This is a genomic window from Pseudomonas sp. ASL8 (genome assembly GCF_056680355.1).
Window position 1 is genome coordinate 2,198,052 of the sequence record NZ_CM155278.1, and the last position, 22,805, is coordinate 2,220,856.

The 22,805-nt window shown below is 56.6% G+C and carries 28 protein-coding genes; 24 read left to right on the plus strand and 4 right to left on the minus strand.

Annotated elements, in window-relative coordinates; genetic code table 11:
- Positions 1-2 precede the first annotated feature (2 nt).
- The 20 genes from rpsQ (at position 3) to bfr (ending at position 11,220) form a co-directional block, all read left to right on the plus strand.
- Entirely contained in the window at positions 3-269 is a 267-nt protein-coding gene (gene rpsQ / locus AC1MEA_RS09940; RefSeq protein WP_003444370.1) for a 30S ribosomal protein S17, read from the plus strand.
- Between the two features lie 23 nt (positions 270-292).
- Positions 293-661 (plus strand): 50S ribosomal protein L14, encoded by a 369-nt coding sequence (rplN, locus tag AC1MEA_RS09945; protein WP_002555479.1) that lies wholly within the window; start codon positions 293-295, stop codon positions 659-661.
- 11 nt (positions 662-672) lie between these two features.
- Positions 673-987 (plus strand): 50S ribosomal protein L24, encoded by a 315-nt coding sequence (gene rplX / locus AC1MEA_RS09950; protein ID WP_219062783.1) that lies wholly within the window; start codon positions 673-675, stop codon positions 985-987.
- A 20-nt stretch (positions 988-1,007) separates the two neighbouring features.
- Positions 1,008-1,547 (plus strand): 50S ribosomal protein L5, encoded by a 540-nt coding sequence (rplE, locus tag AC1MEA_RS09955; protein ID WP_219062782.1) that lies wholly within the window; start codon positions 1,008-1,010, stop codon positions 1,545-1,547.
- Positions 1,548-1,560: 13 nt separating this feature from the next.
- Positions 1,561-1,866, plus strand: coding sequence for a 30S ribosomal protein S14 (gene rpsN / locus AC1MEA_RS09960; protein ID WP_219062780.1), 306 nt, complete (start codon positions 1,561-1,563; stop codon positions 1,864-1,866).
- Positions 1,867-2,080: 214 nt separating this feature from the next.
- Positions 2,081-2,473, plus strand: coding sequence for a 30S ribosomal protein S8 (gene rpsH / locus AC1MEA_RS09965; RefSeq protein WP_065833640.1), 393 nt, complete (start codon positions 2,081-2,083; stop codon positions 2,471-2,473).
- 12 nt (positions 2,474-2,485) lie between these two features.
- Positions 2,486-3,019, plus strand: coding sequence for a 50S ribosomal protein L6 (rplF, locus tag AC1MEA_RS09970; protein WP_219062778.1), 534 nt, complete (start codon positions 2,486-2,488; stop codon positions 3,017-3,019).
- A gap of 10 nt (positions 3,020-3,029) precedes the next feature.
- Entirely contained in the window at positions 3,030-3,380 is a 351-nt protein-coding gene (gene rplR, locus AC1MEA_RS09975; RefSeq protein WP_219062777.1) for a 50S ribosomal protein L18, read from the plus strand.
- Positions 3,381-3,383: 3 nt separating this feature from the next.
- Complete coding sequence (gene rpsE, locus AC1MEA_RS09980) at positions 3,384-3,884, plus strand: 30S ribosomal protein S5 (protein WP_003186035.1); 501 nt, start codon at positions 3,384-3,386, stop codon at positions 3,882-3,884.
- A gap of 2 nt (positions 3,885-3,886) precedes the next feature.
- Entirely contained in the window at positions 3,887-4,063 is a 177-nt protein-coding gene (gene rpmD, locus AC1MEA_RS09985; protein ID WP_003186033.1) for a 50S ribosomal protein L30, read from the plus strand.
- A gap of 3 nt (positions 4,064-4,066) precedes the next feature.
- Positions 4,067-4,501, plus strand: coding sequence for a 50S ribosomal protein L15 (gene rplO / locus AC1MEA_RS09990; RefSeq protein WP_480412761.1), 435 nt, complete (start codon positions 4,067-4,069; stop codon positions 4,499-4,501).
- Positions 4,502-5,830, plus strand: coding sequence for a preprotein translocase subunit SecY (gene secY / locus AC1MEA_RS09995; RefSeq protein ID WP_480917614.1), 1,329 nt, complete (start codon positions 4,502-4,504; stop codon positions 5,828-5,830).
- Positions 5,831-5,858: 28 nt separating this feature from the next.
- Positions 5,859-5,975 carry a 50S ribosomal protein L36 gene (gene rpmJ / locus AC1MEA_RS10000; protein ID WP_002555468.1) on the plus strand — a complete coding sequence of 39 codons (117 nt, stop codon included), beginning with the start codon at positions 5,859-5,861 and terminating at the stop codon, positions 5,973-5,975.
- Positions 5,976-6,106: 131 nt separating this feature from the next.
- A complete protein-coding gene (gene rpsM / locus AC1MEA_RS10005; RefSeq protein WP_219062774.1) occupies positions 6,107-6,463 on the plus strand; it encodes a 30S ribosomal protein S13 in 357 nt (118 codons plus the stop codon).
- Positions 6,464-6,493: 30 nt separating this feature from the next.
- A complete protein-coding gene (gene rpsK, locus AC1MEA_RS10010) occupies positions 6,494-6,883 on the plus strand; it encodes a 30S ribosomal protein S11 (protein ID WP_002555466.1) in 390 nt (129 codons plus the stop codon).
- Between the two features lie 18 nt (positions 6,884-6,901).
- Positions 6,902-7,522 carry a 30S ribosomal protein S4 gene (gene rpsD, locus AC1MEA_RS10015; RefSeq protein WP_219062773.1) on the plus strand — a complete coding sequence of 207 codons (621 nt, stop codon included), beginning with the start codon at positions 6,902-6,904 and terminating at the stop codon, positions 7,520-7,522.
- A 22-nt stretch (positions 7,523-7,544) separates the two neighbouring features.
- Positions 7,545-8,546, plus strand: coding sequence for a DNA-directed RNA polymerase subunit alpha (locus AC1MEA_RS10020; protein ID WP_003176403.1), 1,002 nt, complete (start codon positions 7,545-7,547; stop codon positions 8,544-8,546).
- 42 nt (positions 8,547-8,588) lie between these two features.
- Positions 8,589-8,975: a 50S ribosomal protein L17 gene (gene rplQ / locus AC1MEA_RS10025; RefSeq protein ID WP_219062771.1), complete on the plus strand. Its 387-nt coding sequence runs from the start codon at positions 8,589-8,591 to the stop codon at positions 8,973-8,975.
- 171 nt (positions 8,976-9,146) lie between these two features.
- Positions 9,147-10,601, plus strand: a complete 1,455-nt coding sequence (locus AC1MEA_RS10030) for a catalase (protein WP_480917619.1) — start codon at positions 9,147-9,149, stop codon at positions 10,599-10,601.
- A gap of 154 nt (positions 10,602-10,755) precedes the next feature.
- Entirely contained in the window at positions 10,756-11,220 is a 465-nt protein-coding gene (gene bfr / locus AC1MEA_RS10035) for a bacterioferritin (protein ID WP_219062769.1), read from the plus strand.
- Between the two features lie 72 nt (positions 11,221-11,292).
- On the opposite strand, the gene uvrA is transcribed toward bfr, so the two are convergent.
- Positions 11,293-14,136 (minus strand): excinuclease ABC subunit UvrA, encoded by a 2,844-nt coding sequence (gene uvrA, locus AC1MEA_RS10040; RefSeq protein ID WP_219062768.1) that lies wholly within the window; start codon positions 14,134-14,136, stop codon positions 11,293-11,295.
- A 129-nt stretch (positions 14,137-14,265) separates the two neighbouring features.
- Here uvrA and AC1MEA_RS10045 point away from each other — a divergent pair, with 129 nt between their 5' ends.
- The 3 genes from AC1MEA_RS10045 (at position 14,266) to AC1MEA_RS10055 (ending at position 17,701) form a co-directional block, all read left to right on the plus strand.
- Complete coding sequence (locus AC1MEA_RS10045; protein WP_480917621.1) at positions 14,266-15,663, plus strand: MFS transporter; 1,398 nt, start codon at positions 14,266-14,268, stop codon at positions 15,661-15,663.
- Positions 15,664-15,672: 9 nt separating this feature from the next.
- Positions 15,673-16,206, plus strand: coding sequence for a single-stranded DNA-binding protein (locus tag AC1MEA_RS10050; protein WP_219062767.1), 534 nt, complete (start codon positions 15,673-15,675; stop codon positions 16,204-16,206).
- 244 nt (positions 16,207-16,450) lie between these two features.
- Positions 16,451-17,701: a 2-aminoadipate transaminase gene (locus AC1MEA_RS10055; protein WP_480917623.1), complete on the plus strand. Its 1,251-nt coding sequence runs from the start codon at positions 16,451-16,453 to the stop codon at positions 17,699-17,701.
- A 20-nt stretch (positions 17,702-17,721) separates the two neighbouring features.
- On the opposite strand, the gene mobA is transcribed toward AC1MEA_RS10055, so the two are convergent.
- Genes mobA through moaA form a run of 3 tightly spaced genes read right to left on the minus strand, consistent with a single transcriptional unit; the run spans position 17,722 to position 20,322 of the window.
- Positions 17,722-18,315, minus strand: coding sequence for a molybdenum cofactor guanylyltransferase MobA (mobA, locus tag AC1MEA_RS10060; RefSeq protein ID WP_480917625.1), 594 nt, complete (start codon positions 18,313-18,315; stop codon positions 17,722-17,724).
- Between the two features lie 58 nt (positions 18,316-18,373).
- A complete protein-coding gene (locus AC1MEA_RS10065; protein ID WP_449635092.1) occupies positions 18,374-19,273 on the minus strand; it encodes a bestrophin family protein in 900 nt (299 codons plus the stop codon).
- 50 nt (positions 19,274-19,323) lie between these two features.
- Entirely contained in the window at positions 19,324-20,322 is a 999-nt protein-coding gene (gene moaA, locus AC1MEA_RS10070; RefSeq protein WP_449635093.1) for a GTP 3',8-cyclase MoaA, read from the minus strand.
- A gap of 247 nt (positions 20,323-20,569) precedes the next feature.
- Between moaA and AC1MEA_RS10075 the strand changes: the two genes are divergently transcribed.
- Positions 20,570-22,750: a mechanosensitive ion channel family protein gene (locus AC1MEA_RS10075; RefSeq protein ID WP_480917626.1), complete on the plus strand. Its 2,181-nt coding sequence runs from the start codon at positions 20,570-20,572 to the stop codon at positions 22,748-22,750.
- Positions 22,751-22,805: the final 55 nt, after the last annotated feature.

Consider the following 22,805-nt stretch of genomic DNA (forward strand, 5'->3'; position numbering starts at 1 on the left):
TCATGGCTGAAGCCGAAAAAACCGTCCGTACGCTGACTGGCCGTGTTGTCAGCGACAAGATGGACAAGACCATCACCGTTCTGATCGAGCGTCGCGTAAAGCACCCGATCTACGGTAAATATGTTAAGCGTTCGACTAAGCTGCACGCGCACGACGAAACCAATCAGTGCCACATCGGCGACAAAGTCACGATTCGTGAAACTCGTCCGCTGGCCAAGACCAAGTCTTGGGCATTGGTTGATATTCTCGAACGCGCTGTGGAAGTCTAAGGACTAGGGGTCGGAGAAATTATATGATTCAGACTCAATCCATGCTCGATGTGGCCGATAACAGCGGCGCACGCCGCGTTATGTGCATCAAGGTGCTGGGTGGCTCCCATCGTCGTTACGCTGGTATCGGTGACATCATCAAAGTGACCGTCAAGGAAGCAATTCCGCGCGGCAAGGTGAAAAAAGGCCAAGTGATGACTGCAGTAGTAGTCCGCACTCGCCATGGTGTTCGTCGTGCTGACGGCTCCATCATCCGCTTTGATGGCAACGCTGCTGTTCTGTTGAACAACAAGCAAGAGCCGATCGGCACCCGTATCTTTGGGCCAGTGACCCGTGAACTTCGTACTGAGAAGTTCATGAAGATCGTCTCGCTCGCCCCAGAAGTGCTGTAAGGAGATCCGACATGCAAAAGATTCGTCGTGACGACGAGATCATCGTGATCGCCGGCAAAGACAAAGGTAAGCGCGGTAAGGTGCTTAAGGTTCTCGTTGACGACCGTCTGGTCGTTGGTGGGCTTAACCTGGTTAAGCGTCATACCAAGCCTAACCCGGCGTCGGGCGTTCAGGGCGGTATCGTCGAGAAAGAAGCGCCATTGCACGCTTCTAACGTCGCCATTTTCAACGGCGCAACCAACAAGGCTGACCGCGTTGGTTTCAAAGTTGAAGACGGCAAGAAAATTCGTGTCTTCAAGTCGACCCAAAAAGCGGTTGATGCTTGAACACTGCTAGGTAGAAGACCATGGCACGACTAAAAGAGATTTACCGGAAGGAAATCGCTCCGAAACTTAAGGAAGAACTTAAGCTTTCGAACGTGATGGAAGTTCCGCGCGTTACAAAGATCACCCTGAACATGGGTCTTGGCGAAGCGGTCGGTGACAAAAAAGTCATCGAGCACGCTGTTGCTGACCTGGAAAAGATCACCGGTCAGAAAGTCGTTGTGACTTACGCTCGGAAATCCATCGCTGGCTTTAAAGTCCGTGAAGGTTGGCCGATCGGCGTTAAAGTCACTCTGCGTCGCGATCGTATGTACGAATTCCTGGATCGTCTGCTGTCGATCTCCCTGCCTCGGGTCCGCGACTTTCGCGGCCTGAATGCCAAGTCCTTCGATGGTCGTGGTAACTACAGCATGGGCGTTAAAGAGCAGATCATTTTCCCGGAAATCGATTACGACAAGATCGATGCTCTTCGCGGTCTGGACATTACCCTGACCACCACTGCTCGTACGGATGACGAGGGTCGCGCATTGCTGCGTGCCTTCAAGTTCCCGTTCCGCAACTGATTGGAGTAGGACAATGGCCAAGATGAGCATGAAAAACCGCGAGCTGAAACGTCAGCTCACGGTTGCCAAGTACGCCAAGAAGCGTGCAGAACTGAAAGCTATCATCGTTGATCTGAACGCAAGTCCAGAAGCGCGTTGGGAAGCTCAAGTAGCTCTGCAGAAGCAGCCACGTGACGCAAGCGCTGCGCGCATGCGTAACCGCTGCCGCATCACTGGCCGTCCACACGGCGTCTATCGCAAGTTCGGCCTTGGCCGTAACAAGCTGCGTGAAGCAGCAATGCGTGGCGACGTTCCTGGTCTGGTCAAGGCTAGCTGGTAAGGCGTCCATCCCGTCTCGCACGGGTCAATCTTGTAAAAGATTGGTCTGTGTGGAGCGTGATTTTGAATCAAGCCCCTTTTGGGGCTTGATTCATTTCCGGGGTGTGTCTAGAATGATCGGCTCGCCTGAGCCCGTGCTTTCATTTGCCCGGAGTTTCTCGGCGACAAGCTGTAGCCGCAAGGCTAATTATTTTTGTAACAGGAGCGTCTAGCCCATGAGTATGCAGGACCCGTTAGCGGACATGCTAACTCGTATCCGTAATGCCCAGATGGCTGAAAAGCCCGTCGTAAGCATGCCATCTTCTACGTTGAAGGTAGCTGTAGCCAAAGTTCTGAAGGACGAAGGTTACATTGCGGGTTATCAGATCAGCAGCGAAATCAAACCGCTGCTATCCATCGAGCTGAAGTACTTCGAAGGCCGTCCAGTCATCGAAGAAGTGAAGCGCGTTAGCCGTCCAGGCCTGCGTCAGTACAAGTCCGTCGATGATCTGCCAAAAGTTCGTGGCGGTCTCGGTGTGTCTATCGTCTCCACCAACAAAGGTGTGATGACGGATCGTGCTGCGCGCGCTGCCGGTGTCGGCGGCGAAGTTCTTTGCACAGTGTTCTAAGGGGGGATAAGCATGTCACGCGTAGCTAAGAACCCCGTTAAGTTGCCAGCAGGCGTCGAAGTTAAACTCGTCGGCCAGCAGCTTTCGGTGAAGGGTGCCAAGGGCACTCTAGATCTGAACATCCATTCGTCCATTGAGATTGTTGAAGAAGCTGGTGAGCTGCGTTTCGCTGCTCGCAATGGCGATCAACAAACTCGCGCAATGGCCGGCACCACTCGTGCACTGGTTAACAACATGGTCCAAGGCGTAAGCCAAGGCTTCGAGCGTAAGCTCCAGCTGGTCGGTGTTGGTTATAAAGCGCAAGCAAAAGACAAAGTGCTGTCCCTGGCTCTCGGCTTTTCGCATCCAGTGGAATACGACCTGCCGAATGGCATCACCGCTGAGACTCCCAACCAGACCGATATCTTCATCCGAGGTATCGATAAGCAGTTGGTTGGTCAAGTGGCCGCTGAGATCCGCGACTTCCGCCGTCCTGAGCCATACAAAGGCAAAGGTGTGCGTTACGCGGACGAAGTCGTCCGCCGTAAAGAAGCCAAGAAGAAGTAGGGCATAGCAAATGACCGTCAAAAAAGTTACCCGACTGCGTCGCGCTCGCAAAGCACGCTTGAAAATGCACGAATTAGAAGTCGTGCGTCTCTGCGTGTTCCGCTCTTCGCAGCACATTTATGCCCAGGTCATCTCGGCCGACGGCAGCAAAGTCTTGGCGAGCGCCTCGACTTTGGACAAAGAACTGCGTGATGGAGCCACTGGCAACATCGACGCGGCCACTAAGGTTGGCCAGCTGGTCGCTGAGCGTGCGAAAGCCGTAGGCGTCTCGCAAGTGGCTTTTGACCGTTCTGGCTTCAAGTACCACGGCCGCGTCAAGGCGCTGGCTGATGCTGCTCGTGAAGGCGGGCTGGAGTTCTAAGTTATGTCAAATAACGACCAAAAACGCGACGAAGGCTACATTGAGAAGCTGGTTCAAGTGAACCGCGTTGCTAAAACCGTTAAAGGCGGCCGTATCTTCACTTTCACCGCGTTGACCGTGGTGGGTGATGGTAAGGGGCGTGTTGGTTTCGGCCGTGGCAAGTCACGTGAAGTGCCTGCTGCGATCCAGAAAGCAATGGAAGCTGCTCGTCGCAACATGATTCAGGTGGACCTTAACGGTACCACTCTGCAGTACGCAATGAAGTCTGCTCATGGCGCTTCTAAGGTGTACATGCAGCCTGCGTCTGAAGGTACCGGTATCATCGCTGGCGGCGCTATGCGCGCAGTGTTGGAAGTTGCTGGCGTTCAGAACGTACTGGCCAAGTGCTACGGCTCGACTAACCCGGTAAACGTGGTTCACGCCACTTTCAAAGGTTTGAAAGCTATGCAATCTCCTGAATCTATTGCTGCCAAGCGCGGCAAAAGTGTCAAGGAGATCTTCTGATCATGGCTACCGTTAAAGTAACGCTGATCAAAAGCATGACCGGTCGCATCCCTAACCACAAATTGTGCGTTAAGGGTTTGGGTCTGCGTCGCATCGGTCACACTGTAGAAGTGCTGGATACTCCCGAGAATCGCGGGATGATCAACAAGGCTTACTACATGCTGCGAGTCGAGGGTTAATCGATGAAACTCAATGATCTGAGTCCAGCGCCGGGTTCCCGTCGCGAAAAGCATCGTCCGGGCCGTGGTATCGGTAGTGGTTTGGGTAAGACCGGTGGCCGTGGCCACAAAGGTCAATCCTCCCGCTCCGGTGGCACTATTGCTCCGGGCTTTGAAGGCGGCCAACAGCCGTTGCATCGTCGTCTGCCGAAATTCGGTTTCGTCTCTCTGAAAGCTATGGATCGCGCAGAAGTGCGTTTGTCCGAACTGGCTAAAGTGGAAGGCGACATCGTCACCGTGCAGACCCTGAAGGATGCCAACGTGATCAACCAAAACGTACAACGTGTGAAAATCATGTTGTCCGGTGAGGTTACTCGCGCTGTCACCATCAAAGGTATCGCTGCCACCAAAGGTGCGCGTGCGGCTATCGAAGCAGCTGGCGGCAAGTTCGAGGAATAAATGGCTAAGCAAGGTGCTCTCTCAGCGCTCAGCAAAGGCGGGTTAACCGAGCTCTGGGCTCGACTGCGTTTTCTACTCCTGGCGATTATCGTCTACCGGATAGGCGCGCATATCCCAGTTCCTGGTATCAACCCGGACCGGCTGGCGGACCTGTTTCGACAGAATGAGGGGACCATTCTTAGCTTGTTCAACATGTTTTCCGGCGGCGCGCTGGAACGGATGAGTATCTTTGCACTGGGGATCATGCCGTACATTTCGGCATCGATCATCATGCAGTTGATGACCGCCGTCAGCCCGCAGTTGGAACAGTTGAAGAAGGAAGGTGAGGCTGGTCGTCGTAAGATCAGCCAATACACCCGCTATGGCACTGTCGTCCTCGCTCTTGTTCAGGCTATTGGCATGTCCATTGGTCTGGCAGGGCAGGGCGTTGCGTTCACTGGTGACTTTGGCTTCCATTTCGTTGCGGTATCCACGTTTGTGGCTGGCGCGATGTTCATGATGTGGCTGGGTGAGCAGATTACCGAGCGCGGTGTTGGTAACGGTATCTCGATGTTGATTTTTTCGGGTATCGTCGCCGGTCTTCCGAGAGCGATTGGGCAGTCTTTCGAGTCTGCACGTCAGGGTGATATCAACATTTTCGCCTTGGTTGCCATCGGTTTGCTGGCAGTAGCGATTATCGGTTTTGTGGTGTTCATTGAGCGTGGTCAGCGTCGTATTGCTGTTCACTACGCCAAGCGTCAGCAGGGCCGTAAGGTCTTCGCTGCGCAGACTAGCCACTTGCCGCTGAAAGTGAATATGGCCGGTGTAATTCCAGCTATTTTCGCGAGCAGCATTTTGCTGTTTCCGGCTTCGTTGGGTGCCTGGTTTGGCCAGTCTGAAGGTATGGGCTGGTTGCAGGACCTCTCGCAGTCGATCGCTCCTGGTCAGCCGTTGAATATTCTGCTGTTTAGTGCAGGGATTATTTTCTTCTGCTTCTTCTATACGGCGTTGATGTTCAATCCGAAAGACGTAGCGGAAAACCTGAAGAAGTCCGGTGCCTTTATTCCGGGCATCCGTCCAGGCGAGCAGTCTGCGCGCTATATTGATGGCGTTCTGACCCGCTTGACCATGTTCGGTGCTCTTTATATGACGGCCGTGTGTCTGCTTCCCCAGTTCCTGGTGGTTGCGGCAAACGTACCGTTCTACCTTGGCGGGACTTCGTTGCTGATCGTCGTAGTGGTTGTGATGGACTTCATGTCCCAAGTACAATCGCACCTCGTTTCGCACCAGTACGAATCCCTGATGAAGAAAGCCAACCTGAAGGGCTACGGTAGCGGCATGCTGCGCTGAAGCACCCATAAGGTTCGAGGAGTTGGTGATGAAAGTTCGTGCATCGGTGAAAAAGCTGTGCCGTAACTGCAAGATTATTCGCCGCGAAGGTGTTGTTCGAGTAATTTGCAGCGCGGAACCACGTCATAAACAGCGCCAAGGCTGATTGTGATTTGTGCTTAAAGCCCGGCAGCTAGTGCGCTGCTGGGTTGATTATTTGTTATTACAGCGATATTATCTCGCGCCCTATTTCTTGGCTTCCGGGGCGTAGGTAGCTGTCAATTGGAGTCCCACTGAATGGCCCGTATTGCAGGCGTTAACATTCCAGATAACAAGCATACTGTTATCTCGTTGACCTACATCTATGGTGTTGGTCGCACCACCGCACAGAAAATTTGTGCAACCACTGGGGTTAACCCAGCGGTGAAGATCAAAGATCTGAGCGACGAGCAGATTGAACAGCTGCGTGGCGAAGTGGCAAAGGTCACCACTGAAGGTGATCTGCGTCGCGAAATCAACATGAAAATCAAGCGCTTGATGGATTTGGGCTGCTACCGCGGTCTTCGCCATCGTCGTGGTCTTCCAGTACGCGGTCAGCGTACCAAGACCAACGCGCGTACTCGCAAAGGTCCGCGTAAGCCGATCCGCAAGTAATCGCACCAGCGCAACGACAGGAATTTAGTCATGGCAAAACCTGCTGCTCGTCCTCGTAAAAAAGTTAAAAAGACAGTGGTTGATGGCATCGCCCACATCCACGCGTCTTTTAACAACACAATCGTCACCATTACCGATCGTCAAGGTAACGCGCTTTCTTGGGCTACCTCAGGCGGCTCGGGTTTCCGCGGTTCTCGCAAGTCCACCCCGTTCGCTGCTCAAGTAGCTGCTGAACGTGCTGGTCAAGCTGCGCTGGAATACGGCCTGAAGAACCTCGACGTTAACGTCAAGGGTCCAGGTCCAGGTCGTGAGTCCGCTGTTCGTGCTTTGAACGGCTGTGGCTACAAGATCGCCAGTATCACCGACGTGACGCCAATCCCGCACAACGGGTGCCGTCCGCCGAAGAAGCGCCGCGTGTAATCCAGGAGACTGTAAGAAATGGCTCGTTACATTGGTCCAAAATGCAAACTTGCACGTCGTGAAGGCACCGATCTCTTCTTGAAGAGCGGCGTCCGCGCTATCGAATCCAAGTGCAACATCGAAGCAGCCCCAGGTATCCACGGCCAACGCCGCGGTCGCCAATCCGATTACGGCACCCAACTGCGTGAAAAGCAGAAGGTCCGTCGTATTTACGGCGTTCTCGAACGTCAATTCAGCGGTTATTACAAAGAAGCAGCCGGCAAGAAAGGCGCTACTGGTGAGAACCTGCTGCAATTGCTCGAATGCCGTTTGGATAACGTTGTATACCGTATGGGTTTTGGCTCTACTCGTGCCGAATCCCGTCAGCTGGTATCGCACAAATCGATCAGCATTAACGGCAAAACCGTTAACGTACCGTCCTATCAGGTTCGCCCTGGTGACGTGGTCGCTATTCGCGAGAAGGCAAAGAACCAACTGCGCATTGTCCAAGCTCTCGATCTGTGTGCCCAACGTGGCCGCGTAGAATGGGTAGAAGTAGACACTGAGAAAAAATCTGGCGTCTTCAAAAACGTTCCAGCTCGCAGTGATCTGTCCGCCGACATCAACGAAAGCCTGATTGTCGAGCTCTACTCCAAGTAAGGGCTAGAAAATAGGTGCATCCATGCAGATTTCGGTAAATGAGTTCCTGACACCCCGCCATATTGATGTGCAGGTTGTCAGTCCAACCCGCGCCAAGATCACTCTCGAGCCTCTCGAGCGTGGTTTCGGCCACACCCTGGGCAACGCGCTGCGACGCATCCTGTTGTCCTCAATGCCCGGCTGTGCAGTAGTCGAGGCCGAGATTGACGGTGTACTCCATGAGTACAGCGCCATCGAAGGTGTACAGGAAGACGTAATTGAAATCCTGTTGAACCTTAAAGGTCTGGCTATCAAGCTGCACGGTCGAGACGAAGTTACGCTGACCTTGTCGAAGAAGGGTTCGGGGGTGGTTACCGCTGCCGATATTCAGCTGGATCATGATGTCGAGATCGTTAATCCCGATCACGTAATCGCTAACCTGGCGTCTAACGGCGCCTTGAACATGAAGCTCACCGTAGCTCGTGGTCGTGGTTATGAACCGGCCGATTCGCGTCAGAGCGATGAAGACGAAAGCCGCAGCATTGGTCGCTTGCAGCTTGACTCTTCGTTCAGCCCGGTTCGCCGTATCGCATACGTGGTGGAAAACGCCCGTGTCGAACAGCGTACTAACCTGGACAAGCTGGTTATTGATCTGGAAACCAACGGTACCCTGGATCCTGAAGAGGCTATTCGCCGCGCTGCAACCATTCTGCAACAGCAGTTGGCTGCGTTCGTCGATCTCAAAGGTGACAGTGAGCCAGTGGTTATCGAACAGGAAGACGAGATCGATCCGATCCTTCTCCGTCCGGTTGACGATCTGGAACTGACTGTACGTTCGGCCAACTGCCTTAAGGCGGAGAACATTTACTACATCGGCGACCTGATTCAGCGCACCGAAGTAGAACTGTTGAAGACTCCGAACCTGGGTAAGAAATCCTTGACTGAAATCAAGGACGTTCTGGCCTCCCGTGGTCTGTCCCTCGGCATGCGCCTCGACAACTGGCCGCCTGCAAGTCTTAAGAAGGACGACAAGGCGACTGCCTGATCGTCGTAATCACCGAACGTTGTGTTTGGTAAGGAATGAACCATGCGTCATCGTAAAAGTGGTCGTCACCTGAGCCGCACCAGCTCACACCGTAAGGCCATGTTTCAAAACATGGCGGTGTCGCTGTTTGAGCACGAGCTGATCAAAACTACACTGCCGAAAGCCAAGGAACTGCGCCGCGTTGCCGAGCCGCTGATCACCCTGGCTAAGACAGACAGCTTGGCTAACCGCCGTCTGGCCTTCGACCGTACTCGTTCGAAAGCCATCGTTGGTAAGCTGTTCAACGACCTGGGCAAGCGTTATGCAACCCGTGAGGGTGGCTACCTGCGCATCCTCAAGTGCGGTTTCCGCACTGGCGACAACGCGCCTATGGCGTACGTCGAACTGGTTGATCGTCCGGTTGGTGGTGTTGTAGAAGCTGCTGAATAAGACGTCAGTCTGTACAAAAAACCGGGCCTAGTGCCCGGTTTTTTGTGTCTGGACTATTAGTAATAATCTATCGATGTTTATAATTTAATAAATTTGATGGTGTAATAAATTTGGCCAATACTCCTCTCAAGCCGTTTAGCCGGCAGGACACGTTAGAGAGGAAGATTTCGTATGAGCCAGAACAAAACGATTACGACTGCCAGTGGCGCTCCAGTCGCTGACAACCAGAACTCCCGGTCCGCGGGCCCGCGTGGCCCACTGTTACTCGACGATTTTCACCTGATCGAGAAACTCGCACACTTCAATCGCGAGAACATCCCGGAACGCCGCGTGCACGCGAAAGGCTCGGGCGCTCACGGTACATTCACGGTTAATCGCGATATCACGCAGTACACCAGCGCTAAATTGTTTGAGTCCGTGGGCAAGCAGACGCCCATTTTCATGCGTTTCTCCACCGTTGGTGGCGAACGAGGTTCGGCAGACACCGAGCGTGACCCGCGCGGCTTCTCGATCAAGTTCTATACCGAAGAAGGTAACTGGGACATCGTTGGGAACAACACGCCTGTTTTCTTTATCCGTGACCCGCTTAAATTCCCGGACTTCATTCACACCCAAAAACGTCTGCCCCAATCCAACCTGAAAAGCGCGCAAATGATGTGGGACTTCTGGTCGCACTCGCCTGAGGCGCTGCACCAGGTCACGATCCTGTTTTCGGACCGTGGCATTCCAGACGGCTACCGCCACATGCACGGCTTCGGCAGCCACACTTACAGCCTGATCAGCGCGACGGGTGAGCGTCATTGGGTCAAATGGCACTACAAGACCCAGCAAGGTATCAAGAACCTGGCCCCTGCCGACGCCGCTCGCCTGGCAGGTACTGACCCGGATTATTCCCAGCGCGATCTGTTTACCGCGATCGAGAAGGGTGACTTCCCGAAATGGCGGGTGTGCATCCAGATCATGACCGAGGCTCAGGCCGCTGCCCATCACGAGAACCCTTTTGACGTGACCAAAACCTGGTCGCAGAAGGAGTACCCGTTGATTGAGGTCGGTGAATTTGAGCTGAACCGCAACCCTCAAAACTACTTCGCCGAAGTCGAACAGGCTGCATTTGCGCCAAGTAATATGGTGCCCGGTGTTGGTTTGTCGCCTGATCGCATGCTGCAAGGGCGTGTCTTTGCCTACGCTGACGCACAGCGCTATCGGGTTGGTACCAACCACCAGCAATTACCGATCAATGCGCCAAAGAGCCCGGTTAACAGCTATCAGCGTGATGGCGCCATGAGCTTTGGAAGCAATGGTGGTGGAACGCCTAACTACGAACCCAACAGCTACGCTGACGCCCCTAAACAGGCGCCACGTTATGCTGAGCCCGGGTTGGCACTGACCGGTGAGGCCACACGTTACGATCATCGTCAGGACGGTGATTACTTCAGTCACGCGGGTGCGCTCTTTAACCTGATGGACGATGCACAGAAAGCACTCTTGATTGGCAACATCGTCGGTGCGATGGCCGGTGTGACGGCTGATGTCGTGCAACGTCAGCTCCAGTACTTCTACAAGGCTGATCCTGCGTACGGCGAAGGCGTCGCCAAAGCCCTCGATGTACAACTGAGCCAGGTCTAAGTCGAAGCGATAACCAGAACCGCCCTCATTGGGGCGGTTTTTCGTATTGGATTGACCCGCTTTCGCCGTTTTTCACACTTTCTGGCTTTTTGTGAAGTGACCTCCTCGGCGGGTTGGTTCAAACTACGGACTTTCAAGCAGGGAGATGAGGGCGATGCAAGGTCACCCGGATGTAATCGATTACCTCAACACGCTGCTGACGGGGGAGCTGTCAGCCCGCGATCAATATTTTATTCATTCGCGGATGTACGAGGACTGGGGCTTCAGCAAGCTCTACGAGCGTATCAACCACGAAATGGAAGAAGAGACCCAGCACGCCGATGCCTTGATGCGCCGGATCCTGATGCTCGAAGGCACGCCGCGCATGCGTCCCGATGATCTGGACGTAGGCACCACGGTCCCTGAGATGCTCGCCAGCGATTTGCGCCTGGAGTACAAGGTCCGTGCCGCGCTTTGCAAGGGCATCGAGCTCTGCGAGCTGCACAAGGATTACGTGACCCGCGAAATCCTGCGTATTCAGTTGGCCGACACCGAAGAAGATCACACGTACTGGCTGGAACAGCAGTTCGGCCTGATCAAGTTGATCGGTCTGGAGAATTACCTGCAATCGCAGTTCTGATTCCCGCACCGCACCCATAGAAAAGCCCTGCCACAGATGAACTGCGGCAGGGCTTTTTCGTTAGCGCACCGGCTAGACTGCGTCGGCTTTATCCCGAAGCAGCAGCGGTTTGAGGTAGTGGCCGGTGTAAGACTGCTTCATCTCTGCGACTTCCTCCGGGGTACCGCAGGCGATGATCTGACCGCCCTTGGAACCGCCTTCCGGACCCAGGTCCACCAACCAGTCAGCGGTCTTGATCACGTCCAGGTTGTGCTCGATCACCACCACGGTATTCCCGTGATCGCGCAAACGATGCAGTACGTCGAGCAACTGCTGAATATCGGCGAAGTGCAAACCGGTGGTCGGCTCATCGAGGATGTACAGCGTCTTGCCGGTATCGCGCTTGGACAGCTCGCGTGACAGCTTGACCCGCTGCGCCTCGCCGCCCGACAGCGTGGTCGCGGACTGACCCAGCTTGATGTACGACAGCCCCACATCCATCAGCGTTTGCAGTTTGCGCGCCAGTGCAGGTACGGCATCGAAGAACACCCGAGCTTCCTCGATGGTCATCTCCAGCACTTCGTGGATGTTCTTGCTCTTGTATTTGATTTCCAGCGTTTCGCGGTTATAGCGCTTGCTCTTGCACACATCGCAAGGTACGTAGATGTCCGGCAGAAAGTGCATCTCGACCTTGATCAGGCCATCGCCCTGGCACGCCTCGCAACGCCCGCCCTTCACGTTGAACGAGAAACGCCCTGGGCCGTACCCGCGCGAGCGCGACTCGGGAACACCGGAAAACAATTCGCGAATCGGTGTGAACAGCCCGGTATACGTCGCCGGGTTGGAGCGCGGCGTACGACCGATGGGGCTTTGGTCGATATCGACGACTTTATCCAGGTGCTGAAGGCCGTCGATGCTGTCGTGCGCCGCTGCCTCTAGCGTGGTTGCGCCATTGAGCGCAGTGGCGCTAAGCGGGAACAAGGTGTTGTTGATCAGCGTCGACTTGCCCGAGCCGGAAACACCGGTCACGCAGGTCAGCAGACCGATCGGGATTTCCAGATCGACATTGTGCAAGTTGTTGCCGCGCGCGCCCTTGAGGGTCAGGTTCAGCTTTTTGTCGCGTGGCGTGCGCTTGGCCGGCACTTCGATCTTCACCCGGCCTGACAAGTATTTGCCAGTCAGCGAATCAGGGTGCGCCATGACTTCGGCCGGAGTGCCTTGGGCAACGATGTGCCCGCCATGAATACCGGCCCCAGGGCCGATGTCCACCACGTAGTCAGCCAGACGAATAGCGTCTTCGTCATGCTCGACCACGATCACCGTATTGCCGATGTCACGCAGGTGCTTGAGCGTGCCCAACAGCCGGTCGTTGTCCCGTTGATGCAAGCCAATCGACGGTTCATCGAGGATATACAGGACCCCGACGAGGCCCGCGCCGATCTGGCTGGCCAGGCGAATACGTTGGGCTTCACCGCCAGACAAGGTATCGGCGCTGCGGTCCAGGGACAGATAATCCAGGCCGACGTTGACCAGGAACTGCAGGCGCTCGCGAATTTCCTTGAGGATCTTGTCGGCAATTTCGCCGCGCCGTCCGGTCAGTTTCAGCGTGCTGAAGTACTCGGTAGCATCGCCGATGGGCAGATTGGTCACGGCCGGCAGGGTTTTTTCGCCGACCCAGACATGCCGCGCCTCACGACGCAGACGGGTGCCACGGCAATCCGGGCAGGGCTGAGTGCTGAGGAACTTGGCCAGTTCTTCGCGCACCGTGGCCGACTCGGTCTCGCGATAACGCCGCTCGAGATTGGGCACGATGCCTTCGAACGGGTGCGCACGCTTGACGATGTCGCCGCGATCATTGAGATAGCGGAAGTCGACGTTCTGCGTGCCGCTGCCATTCAGGAGGATTTTCTGCTGATCGGCGGGCAATTCGTTGAACGGCACCTCGAGGCTGAACCCGTAGTGGTTGGCCAGGGAGCCGAGCATCTGGAAATAATAGACGTTGCGCCGGTCCCAGCCACGAATCGCGCCTTCGGCCAGCGTCAGCTCGCCATTGACCAGGCGCTTGATGTCGAAAAACTGCTTCACGCCCAGACCGTCGCAGGTCGGACATGCGCCAGCCGGGTTATTAAAGGAGAACAGCTTGGGTTCTAGCTCGCTGATGGCGTGCCCACAGATCGGGCAGGCAAAACGCGCGGAGAAAATCATTTCCTCGCCCGGCTCGTCATCCATCGGCGCGACCCAGGCGATACCGTCAGCCAGTTTCAGCGCGGTTTCGAAGGACTCCGCCAGACGCTGCTGCATGTCTTCACGAACCTTGAACCGGTCAACCACCACGTCGATGGAGTGCTTCTTCTGTTTATCCAGCTTGGGCAGTTCATCAAGTTCACATAGCCTGCCGTTGACCCGTGCGCGGACGAAGCCTTGAGCACGCAGCTCTTCGAAAATCGCCAGGTGCTCGCCTTTGCGCTCGCGAACCACAGGCGCCAGCAGCATCAGCTTGCTGCCTTCAGGCTGCGCCAGCACCAGGTCGACCATCTGGCTGACCGTCTGCGCTTCCAGTGGAATATCGTGGTCCGGGCAGCGAGGCTGGCCGACACGCGCATACAGCAGGCGCAGGTAATCGTAGATTTCGGTGATCGTGCCCACCGTCGAGCGCGGGTTGTGCGACGTGGATTTCTGTTCGATAGAAATCGCTGGCGACAGCCCTTCGATCGTATCGACGTCTGGCTTTTCCATCATCGACAGGAACTGACGAGCGTACGCGGAAAGCGACTCGACATAGCGCCGCTGCCCTTCGGCATACAGCGTATCGAAGGCTAGCGACGACTTGCCAGAACCGGAAAGCCCGGTAATGACGATCAATTTGTCGCGTGGCAGGGTCAGGTCAATGTTCTTCAGGTTGTGGGTTCGCGCCCCACGTATCAGGATCTTGTCCACTGCGGCCTCGCTTGGCGGGCTTAAACACGGGAGTATACGGCTCCATGCCATTACGCGGCAAAGCGTCGCGTATGTGCTCTACATCGATGGGACTGGTAGAATCGCTGCCGGTTCACACGAGGTTTTTCCATGCACGATCCCCTTAGCGAACGCATGAGTGGTAGCGAGACCCGCGCAGCAAGCGGTCTGGCGCTGGTGTTCGCCTTCCGTATGCTTGGCATGTTTATGGTTTTGCCGGTGCTGGCCACCTATGGCATGGACCTGGCGGGCGCGTCTCCTGCGCTCATTGGCCTGGCTATCGGCGCTTATGGCCTGACCCAAGCGGTGCTGCAGATTCCATTCGGGATGATTTCCGACCGGATTGGCAGGCGGCCTGTCATTTATATCGGTTTGATCATCTTCGCCCTTGGCAGCTTGCTGGCGGCCAATGCGGACTCGATCTGGGGCGTTATCGCCGGACGTATCCTGCAAGGGGCTGGCGCCATCTCGGCGGCGGTGATGGCGTTGCTCTCGGACCTTACCCGCGAACAGCACCGCACCAAAGCCATGGCCATGATTGGCATGACCATCGGACTGTCTTTTGCGGTTGCGATGGTCGTCGGCCCCCTGCTGACCCGCGCGTTCGGCCTGTCGGGGCTGTTTCTGGCCACGGGCGGGATGGCGCTGGTGGGGATTCTGATCGTCGCCTTCATGGTGCCGAAGTCGACCGGGCCGCTGCAGCATCGCGAATCGGGCGTCGCGCGCCAGGCGTTAGGCCCGACCTTGCGTCATCCCGACTTGCTGCGCCTGGATTTAGGTATCTTCGTGTTGCACGCGATGCTCATGTCCAGCTTCGTCGCCTTGCCCTTGGCGTTGGTCGAAAAAGCCGGTTTGCCCAAGGAACAGCACTGGTGGGTCTACCTGACCGCGTTGCTGATTTCGTTCTTCGCCATGATCCCGTTCATCATTTATGGCGAAAAGAAACGCCAGATGAAGCGTGTATTGCTCGGCGCTGTCAGCGTGCTGCTGCTGACTGAGCTATTCTTCTGGGCATTCGGCGATACGTTGCGGGCTTTGGTGATCGGGACGGTGGTGTTCTTCACCGCGTTCAACTTGCTTGAGGCTTCGTTGCCCTCGTTGATCAGTAAGGTGTCACCGGCAGGCGGCAAAGGCACGGCGATGGGGGTTTACTCCACCAGCCAGTTCCTCGGTTCGGCGGCTGGCGGCATCCTTGGCGGCTGGTTGTTTCAGCACGGCGGATTGAGCATTGTGTTCCTGGGCGGGGCTGGCCTGTGTGCCATATGGCTCGCCTTTGCTGTTACTATGCGCGAACCGCCGTACGTGACGAGCCTGCGTGTGCCGTTGACGCCAGAAGCACAGCGCGAAGCCGGCCTGATCGAGCGTTTGATGGCCGTCACCGGAGTAACAGATGCAGTGGTGGTGGCTGATGAAGCTGCCATCTATATCAAATTAGACACCGAACTATTGGATCGCACGTCCCTTGAGCGCCTGGTCAACGACCCGGTGCCGACAGCGTGCGAAGCCTAGGAGAACGTTATGGCCCGTGGGGTTAACAAAGTCATATTGGTCGGTACATGCGGCCAGGATCCCGAAGTTCGCTACTTGCCTAACGGTAACGCCGTGACCAACCTGAGTCTGGCGACCAGCGAACAGTGGACCGACAAACAAACCGGTCAGAAGGTCGAAAAGACCGAATGGCACCGTGTTTCGATGTTCGGCAAGGTTGCTGAAATCGCCGGCGAATACCTGCGCAAAGGTTCGCAGGTGTACATCGAAGGCAAGCTGCAAACCCGCGAGTGGGAAAAAGACGGCATCAAGCGCTACACCACTGAAATCGTCGTCGACATGCAAGGCACCATGCAACTGCTGGGCGGTCGTCCACAAGGCGAAGGCGCTCCACAGGGTCAAGGCGGCATGTCCAACTCCGCGCCGCGCCCTCAACAGTCGCGTCCACAGCAGTCCCAACCGCAATCCCAGCCACAACGCGAATCGCGTCCTGCTCCACAGCAGCAGGCCGCACCGCAACCGGCTCCGGATTTCGACAGCTTTGATGACGATATTCCGTTCTAGGATATAGCTCCTCAGCTGTAAAAAGGCCCGTAGCGTCCAACGCTACGGGCCTTTTTGGTTTTGCGGAGGTGTGAGCGCATGATCTGCGACGCCTCTACCGCCACCTGCCAGTTGGGGTCTACCGTCCTGGGCAACCACGGTACATCCCGAAAATCAGGAATAACCCCGCGATTTTATTTCGCTTGTGGCACCCGGGCATTCCTCGCTTAGATGGCCGAGGATTTCTTGACGAGTGTTTTCACGCATGAGCAGCGCATCAATCAGCGGTTCGATATCGATGGTCCACCCCATCACCCTGGATCACGGCAAGAACGCCGAGGTGTGGGATGACGACGGCAAGCGTTATATCGACTTTGTCGGTGGGATTGGCGTTTTGAACCTGGGGCATTGCAACGCGCGCATCGTCGACGCCATCCGCGAGCAAGCGACCAGGCTGACGCATTACTGCTTCAACGCTGTACCCCACGCGCCTTACAAACAATTCATGGCGCGGCTCGCGGCGTTCATTCCGGTCAGTTATCCCGTCGTCGGCATGCTGACCAACAGCGGTGCCGAGGCCGCAGAAAATGCGCTGAAGATTGTTCGTGCTTACACAGGACGCTCGGCGGTTATCGCCTTCGATGGCGGATTTCACGGGCGAACGCTGGCGACCTTGAACCTCAACGGCAAAGTAGCACCTTACAAACAAAAGGTCGGCGTGCTGCCGGGGCCGGTGTACCACTTGCCTTACCCGAGCAAGGATAACGGGGTCACCGCTGCGGAAGCATTGAGCGCCATGGATCGATTGTTCAGCGTCGAAATCGACGTTGAAGAGGTCGCCTGTTTCATCCTGGAGCCTGTTCAGGGCGAGGGCGGCTTCCTTGCGCTGGACGTTGAGTTCGCCAAAACCCTGCGTACGTTTTGCGATGAAAAAGGCATTCTGCTGATCATCGATGAAATCCAGTCAGGGTTTGGACGCACCGGCCAGCGCTTTGCATTCTCCCGGCTAGGCATCGAGCCAGATTTGCTTCTGTTGGGGAAAAGCATCGCTGGCGGTATGCCGCTCGGTGCGGTGGTGGGCAAAAAGGCTTTGATGGATGCATTGCCCAAAGGCGGGTTGGGCGGCACGTATTCGGGCAATCCAATGGCGTGTGCTGCGGGCCTGGCCACTCTGGACCAGATGACCGACGCCAATCTGTCCTCGTGGGGCGAAGCACAAGAACACGCGATTGTGAGTCGTTATCAGGGTTGGCTTGACAGCAAATTGTCGCCCTTCCTTGGGCGTCTGACCGGGGTCGGCGCCATGCGCGGGATCGAGCTGATCACACCGGAAGGAAAGCCCGCGACAGCCCAGTTGGCCATGCTCCTTGAAACCGCCAGAAACAATGGACTGCTGCTGATGCCCAGTGGCAAGGCCCGGCATATCATCCGCCTGCTGCCGCCCTTGACCACCGAGCTTGATGTGCTCAATGAAGGGTTGGATATCTTAGAGAAGTGTCTGGCCGAGCTGGGTTGATGTTCGCTGCCCGCAGGCGGTCAGCCCAGCAAGTCCGGGGTGTTGAAATTGGTCAGCCGCAGATCATCGGGCGCACAGTCAAGCGCCCGTAAATCATGTGCTAATAACACCCGCATCAAACTGCGTTCCCCTTGGTCCCAGCGCTTGCGCAACTCAGGCAGCAAGGCTGTGGGGATCACACTGAACATCGGTTGCCATTGCCCGGCCTGGCGCACCATCAACGGTGAGGCCGCAGGGCCTGCGAGGCTCAGCAGCTGCTCGATCAGCGGGCGATCAATCCTCGGCGCATCACACGCCAGAACCAGCACCCAGGCATGGTGCGCAACCGAAAGCCCGGCCAATACCCCGGCCAGCGGTCCTGGAAAATCGTGCTGTTCATCGCCCACTAACTGATCTGCAAACGCCTGATAGCGATCCTGATTGCGGTTGCAGGAGATGATCAGGTCATCGGTCAGCGGCCTGACAACGTCGTGCACATAAGCGATCAAGGGCTGGTCGTTCCACAGAATAAGCCCTTTGTCCTGCCCGCCCATGCGCTGCCCGCGCCCACCGGCCAGTAGCAGAATCGAGCAGGGCACACCTTGCTCTGCGTGGTCATTCGATGAAGCGTTCATGCGTAGCACTCAAAAAATTGATACGGCGACGATCCCATGGACAGTGCCAAGGCGCCAGTCAGCTCAGCACGTAATCCACAGGTTCGAGCACGGGCGGAAGGTTGGTCTCGCCCAGCGCGTCCAGCACTTCACGTTCGATGGTTCGCACGATGAAGTCGGTGGGCAGGTTGTGTTCGTTACGACCAAACGGGTCCTCCAGTTCATCGCCGATGGCGTCGAGCCCGAAGAAGGTGTAGCTGACGATCGCGGTGAAAACCGGTGTCATCCAGCCCAGGGGCTCGGCCATGGCGAAGGGCAGCAGGATACAAAACAGATAAATCGTCCGGTGCAGCAGCAGCGTGTAGGGGAAGGGCAGCGGTGTGGTTTTGATCCGGTCACACGCGGTGAGGGTGCGTGTCAGGTTGCTCAGGCGGGTTTCCATCAGGGTGTAGCGCCATTCACTGATGTCGCCGGCCACGGCCAGATCGGAACACTGTTGGCCAACATGACGCAGGATGCGCTCACTGATATTCGGGGTGCTGGGCGCTGGGGCGAAGTCCAGCCAGGGACGGGCCTCAGCCAATTCGTCTTCCCCGCGCAGGTGGGCGTTCAGCGCATGTGAGAAACCGCACAGATTACGCAGAATGCTCCCACGTTCGGCGGAGTCCTTGATGACCTGGGTTTCGCGGATCATCGAGCGCATGTCCATGATCATTTCCCCCCACAACTTGCGCCCCTCGTACCAGCGGTCGTAGCACATGGTGTTGCGGAAACTCATGAAAATCGACAGCGAGAGCCCGAGCAGCGTGAAGGGTGTGGCACTGACGCGGGAAAAGTAGGCGGGGTGCAGGGTTTCGACCCATACGATGGCCGAGGCCAACAGGGTGACCAGCAAGCTGCGAACAACGATGTGCTTGGCGATGGACCCTTTAAGTGACGTCAGGATCTGCAGCAGGTTCGGTTTGGGTCTGACAATCATGGACTGAGGGTCCTGGAGCAACTGAAGCGATTGAGAACAGACCGGAACGGCTAGCCTCCGGTCATGTTCATGAAACGCACAACTTGAACCTCGTCGTTGACGTCGAAGTTGTGGCGGTAGGGCTTGATCCGCATTGAGTCGATGATGGCCTTTTCCAGCTTCTCCGGCTGCCCCGGATGAGCGCGCAACACAGCCTTGAGGTCGACCGAGTGTTCGTTGCCCAGGCACAACAGCAAGCGGCCTTCCACGGTCAAGCGCACACGGTTGCAGGTCGCGCAGAAATTATGACTGTGTGGCGAGATGAAGCCCAGACGAATATCAGGTGCTTCAGCCAGGCGCCAATAACGCGAAGGGCCTTGGGTCGATTCCGTCGAGTCGATCAAGGTGTAGCGTTCGGCGATGAGTTCGCGGACCTGGTCACTGGAGAAAAAGGATTCCGCGCGGCTGTGCTCAAGGATGGTGCCCAGCGGCATTTCTTCGATGAAGCTGATATCGAGCTGACGGTCGATGGCAAAGCTGACCAGGTCGTTGATCTCGTGATCGTTGCGGCCTTTCATGACCACGCAGTTGAGCTTGGTGCGCTGAAAGCCCGCCGCGTTCGCTGCGTCGATCCCGGCAATGACCTTTGTCAGATCGCCGGTGCGGGTCAGTTCGCGAAAGCGTTCGGGGTTCAAACTGTCGAGGCTGATATTCAGCCGATTGACCCCGGCGTCGAACAGCGGCCCCGCCAGCGCGCTCAGTTGCGAGCCGTTGGTGGTCATGCACAGCTCGCGCAGGTCGGGCAGCGCGGCGATTTGCCGACACAAATCGACCACCCCGCGGCGCACCAAAGGCTCGCCGCCGGTCAGGCGAATCTTGCGCGTGCCCAGCGCAACGAAGCGCTCGGCCAACTGGTAAATCTCTTCCAGGGTGAGAATGCGTTGGCGCGGCAGGAACTCCATGTCTTCGGCCATGCAATAGACGCACCGAAAATCGCAACGGTCGGTCACTGACATGCGCAGGTAATCGACCTTGCGAGAAAAGCTGTCCATCAAGATCCGATCTGACAATTGCACCTCGTTGCTCTGCACTCAAGAGCGCGATGTTGGATTGACCTTCATAGTGGAGGGTCTGAGTCTCCAGAGCCTAGAAGGCTGGGCATTTTTTATCCAATAGCTATTGGTGACTGCATGATCGACTGGCTCTATCGGCAGGTGGATTCACTTTGCGAGTAGAACGAACGTGCAGGGCAAATGTCGATCAGTGTCTAGAAGCCTCATACTCACTGGATAATCAAATGTAAGGGGGGGCCGCGCTTTGTTGAAGTTCAAGACCGTGACGCTGTTGTGCATCCTGTTTTGCGCGGGCAGTTTTAACCTCCAGGCCGCTGATGCGCCTGCCGTAGCGCCTGCCTCGGCTGCCCCAGCGGCGACCGTGGCCCCTGCGGCGCCTGCCAGCATCGCGCCGGCTCCTGCCGCCCCGACACCTCCGGAAATTCTGGTGCAAGGCGGTTTGCTCGGCGCCATCAGCTCCAGCATTGATAACGTCCAGGGCCAACTTGATCTGAATAACGATCTGGTCGACTCCTGGCGTTTGCGTGCGGGTCGAGCCGCCGACGAGATAGACAATCTGGTCAATCAGCGTTCCTCACGCTCGAACGTCAGTATCGCCGGGGACTTCCTGATGCTGTCGGCGGTGTGGATCGGTGTGTTCGCGATTCTGTTTTCACTGGGTCGCCTGATAGCCTCGCGCCTCAATCGGCATCGGGTTCTTATTGAGCGCTACCGTGTGCAGGCGCTGTTGAACTACGTGGTGCCCTATACCCTTCCGGCGGTGATCAGCTTGCCGCTGACGTTGTATGTCAGCCACTTCATGTCGGCGTCGGTAGGGCGTGCGTTGGCGCTGTGTTTTGCCTATGCGACCAGCAGCGGGATTGTTTCGACCTCGGTGTTGCTGTGCGTGATCGTGATGTTCAATGCCGGGCACAAACGCGCTGCGGTACGGATCATTCGCCAATACAGCCCACGGCCTTTGTTTCTGATAGGCTTTCTCGCGGCCCTGAGCGACGCGCTGACCAGCCCGCAGATTTCCCGGCAGTTGGGCAGCAACGTCACCAGCAGTATTGCGGTGTTTACCGGACTGTTCGCCTCGGTGGTGTTCTGCATGCTGGTGATCAAGCTGCGTCGGCCGGTGGCGCATCTGATCTGTAATCGATCCTTGAGTGGCCGCCTGCACCAGCCGGCGTTGCAAGAATCGCTGAAGATTTTTTCCGGCCTCTGGTACTTGCCGATCCTGCTGATGATTCTGGTCTCGGCGATCCATCTGATCGGTGCCGGCGAGGACAGCCAGAAAGCCCTGCGCTGTGCTCTGCTGACCACCGTGTTGCTGATTGCCACGGTATTTTTGAGCACGGTGTTTCAGCACCTGTTCAAGCCAGCCGATGCCGCCGCCGAGCGTGGCGGGCATGTCTACAAGGAGCGCTTGCTGAGTTTGTGTCATGCCGTGCTGCGAATTGCGCTCGCGGTCGTATTCATCGAAGTGCTCGGGCGGATCTGGGGTTTTTCGCTGTTCGAGTTCGCCCAGCGCAATACGGTCGGTCGGGTGATCAGTGACTCGCTCAGCAGCATCGGCCTGATTATGCTGGTGACCTGGTTGTTGTGGGTGGTCCTCGACACGGCCATTCAGGAAGCCCTGAAACCACCGCTCAATAAACGCTCTTCGCGCCAGCCCAGCACCCGGATAAAAACCATTCTGCCAATGCTGCGCAACGCGATAAAAATTATCCTGGTGGTGATTTGTTCGATCACCACGATGGCCAATCTAGGGATTAACGTCGCGCCGCTGTTAGCCGGTGCCGGGGTGGTTGGCCTAGCCATCGGTTTCGGTTCGCAGCAGTTGGTGCAGGACGTGATCACCGGGCTGTTCATCATCATTGAGGACACTATTTCCATCGGTGATTGGGTGGTGCTCGACTCTGGCCACTCCGGCACGGTGGAAAGCCTGACCATCCGCACCCTGCGCCTGCGCGACGGCAAAGGGTTCGTGCACTCGGTGCCATTCGGTCAGATCAAAGCCGTGACCAACCAATCGCGCCAGTTTGCGTATGCCTTCTTCGCCATCCAGTTCACCTACGACTCCGACATCGACTCTGCCACCGCGCTGATTCGCGAGGCAGGGGGGTCGATCAGCGACGACCTGTTGCTCAAGGGCAATCTGCAAGGGCCGCTGGAAGTGTTTGGCCTGGATCGGATGGACCTCAATGGCGTTGTGTTGACCGCGCAGTTCCGCACCGTGTCGGGGGGCCAATATGGGGTGAGTCGCGCCTTCAACGAACGGCTGAAAAAGCTTGTGGATAAAACCCCTGATGTGCGTTTCGCCCAGACTTTTCCACAGGTGGTGATGAGCCCACACGCTGAAGCCAATGCGGATGAACCGCCTGTGCCGCCCAAACCGACAGTGACCAACGGTGATGGGTCGGAGAGTCCAGCAAGTGTCTGATCATTGCTTCTGGCCGAAGTCCGTAGGCGCTGGCTTGCCTGCGAAAAGGGCCGAA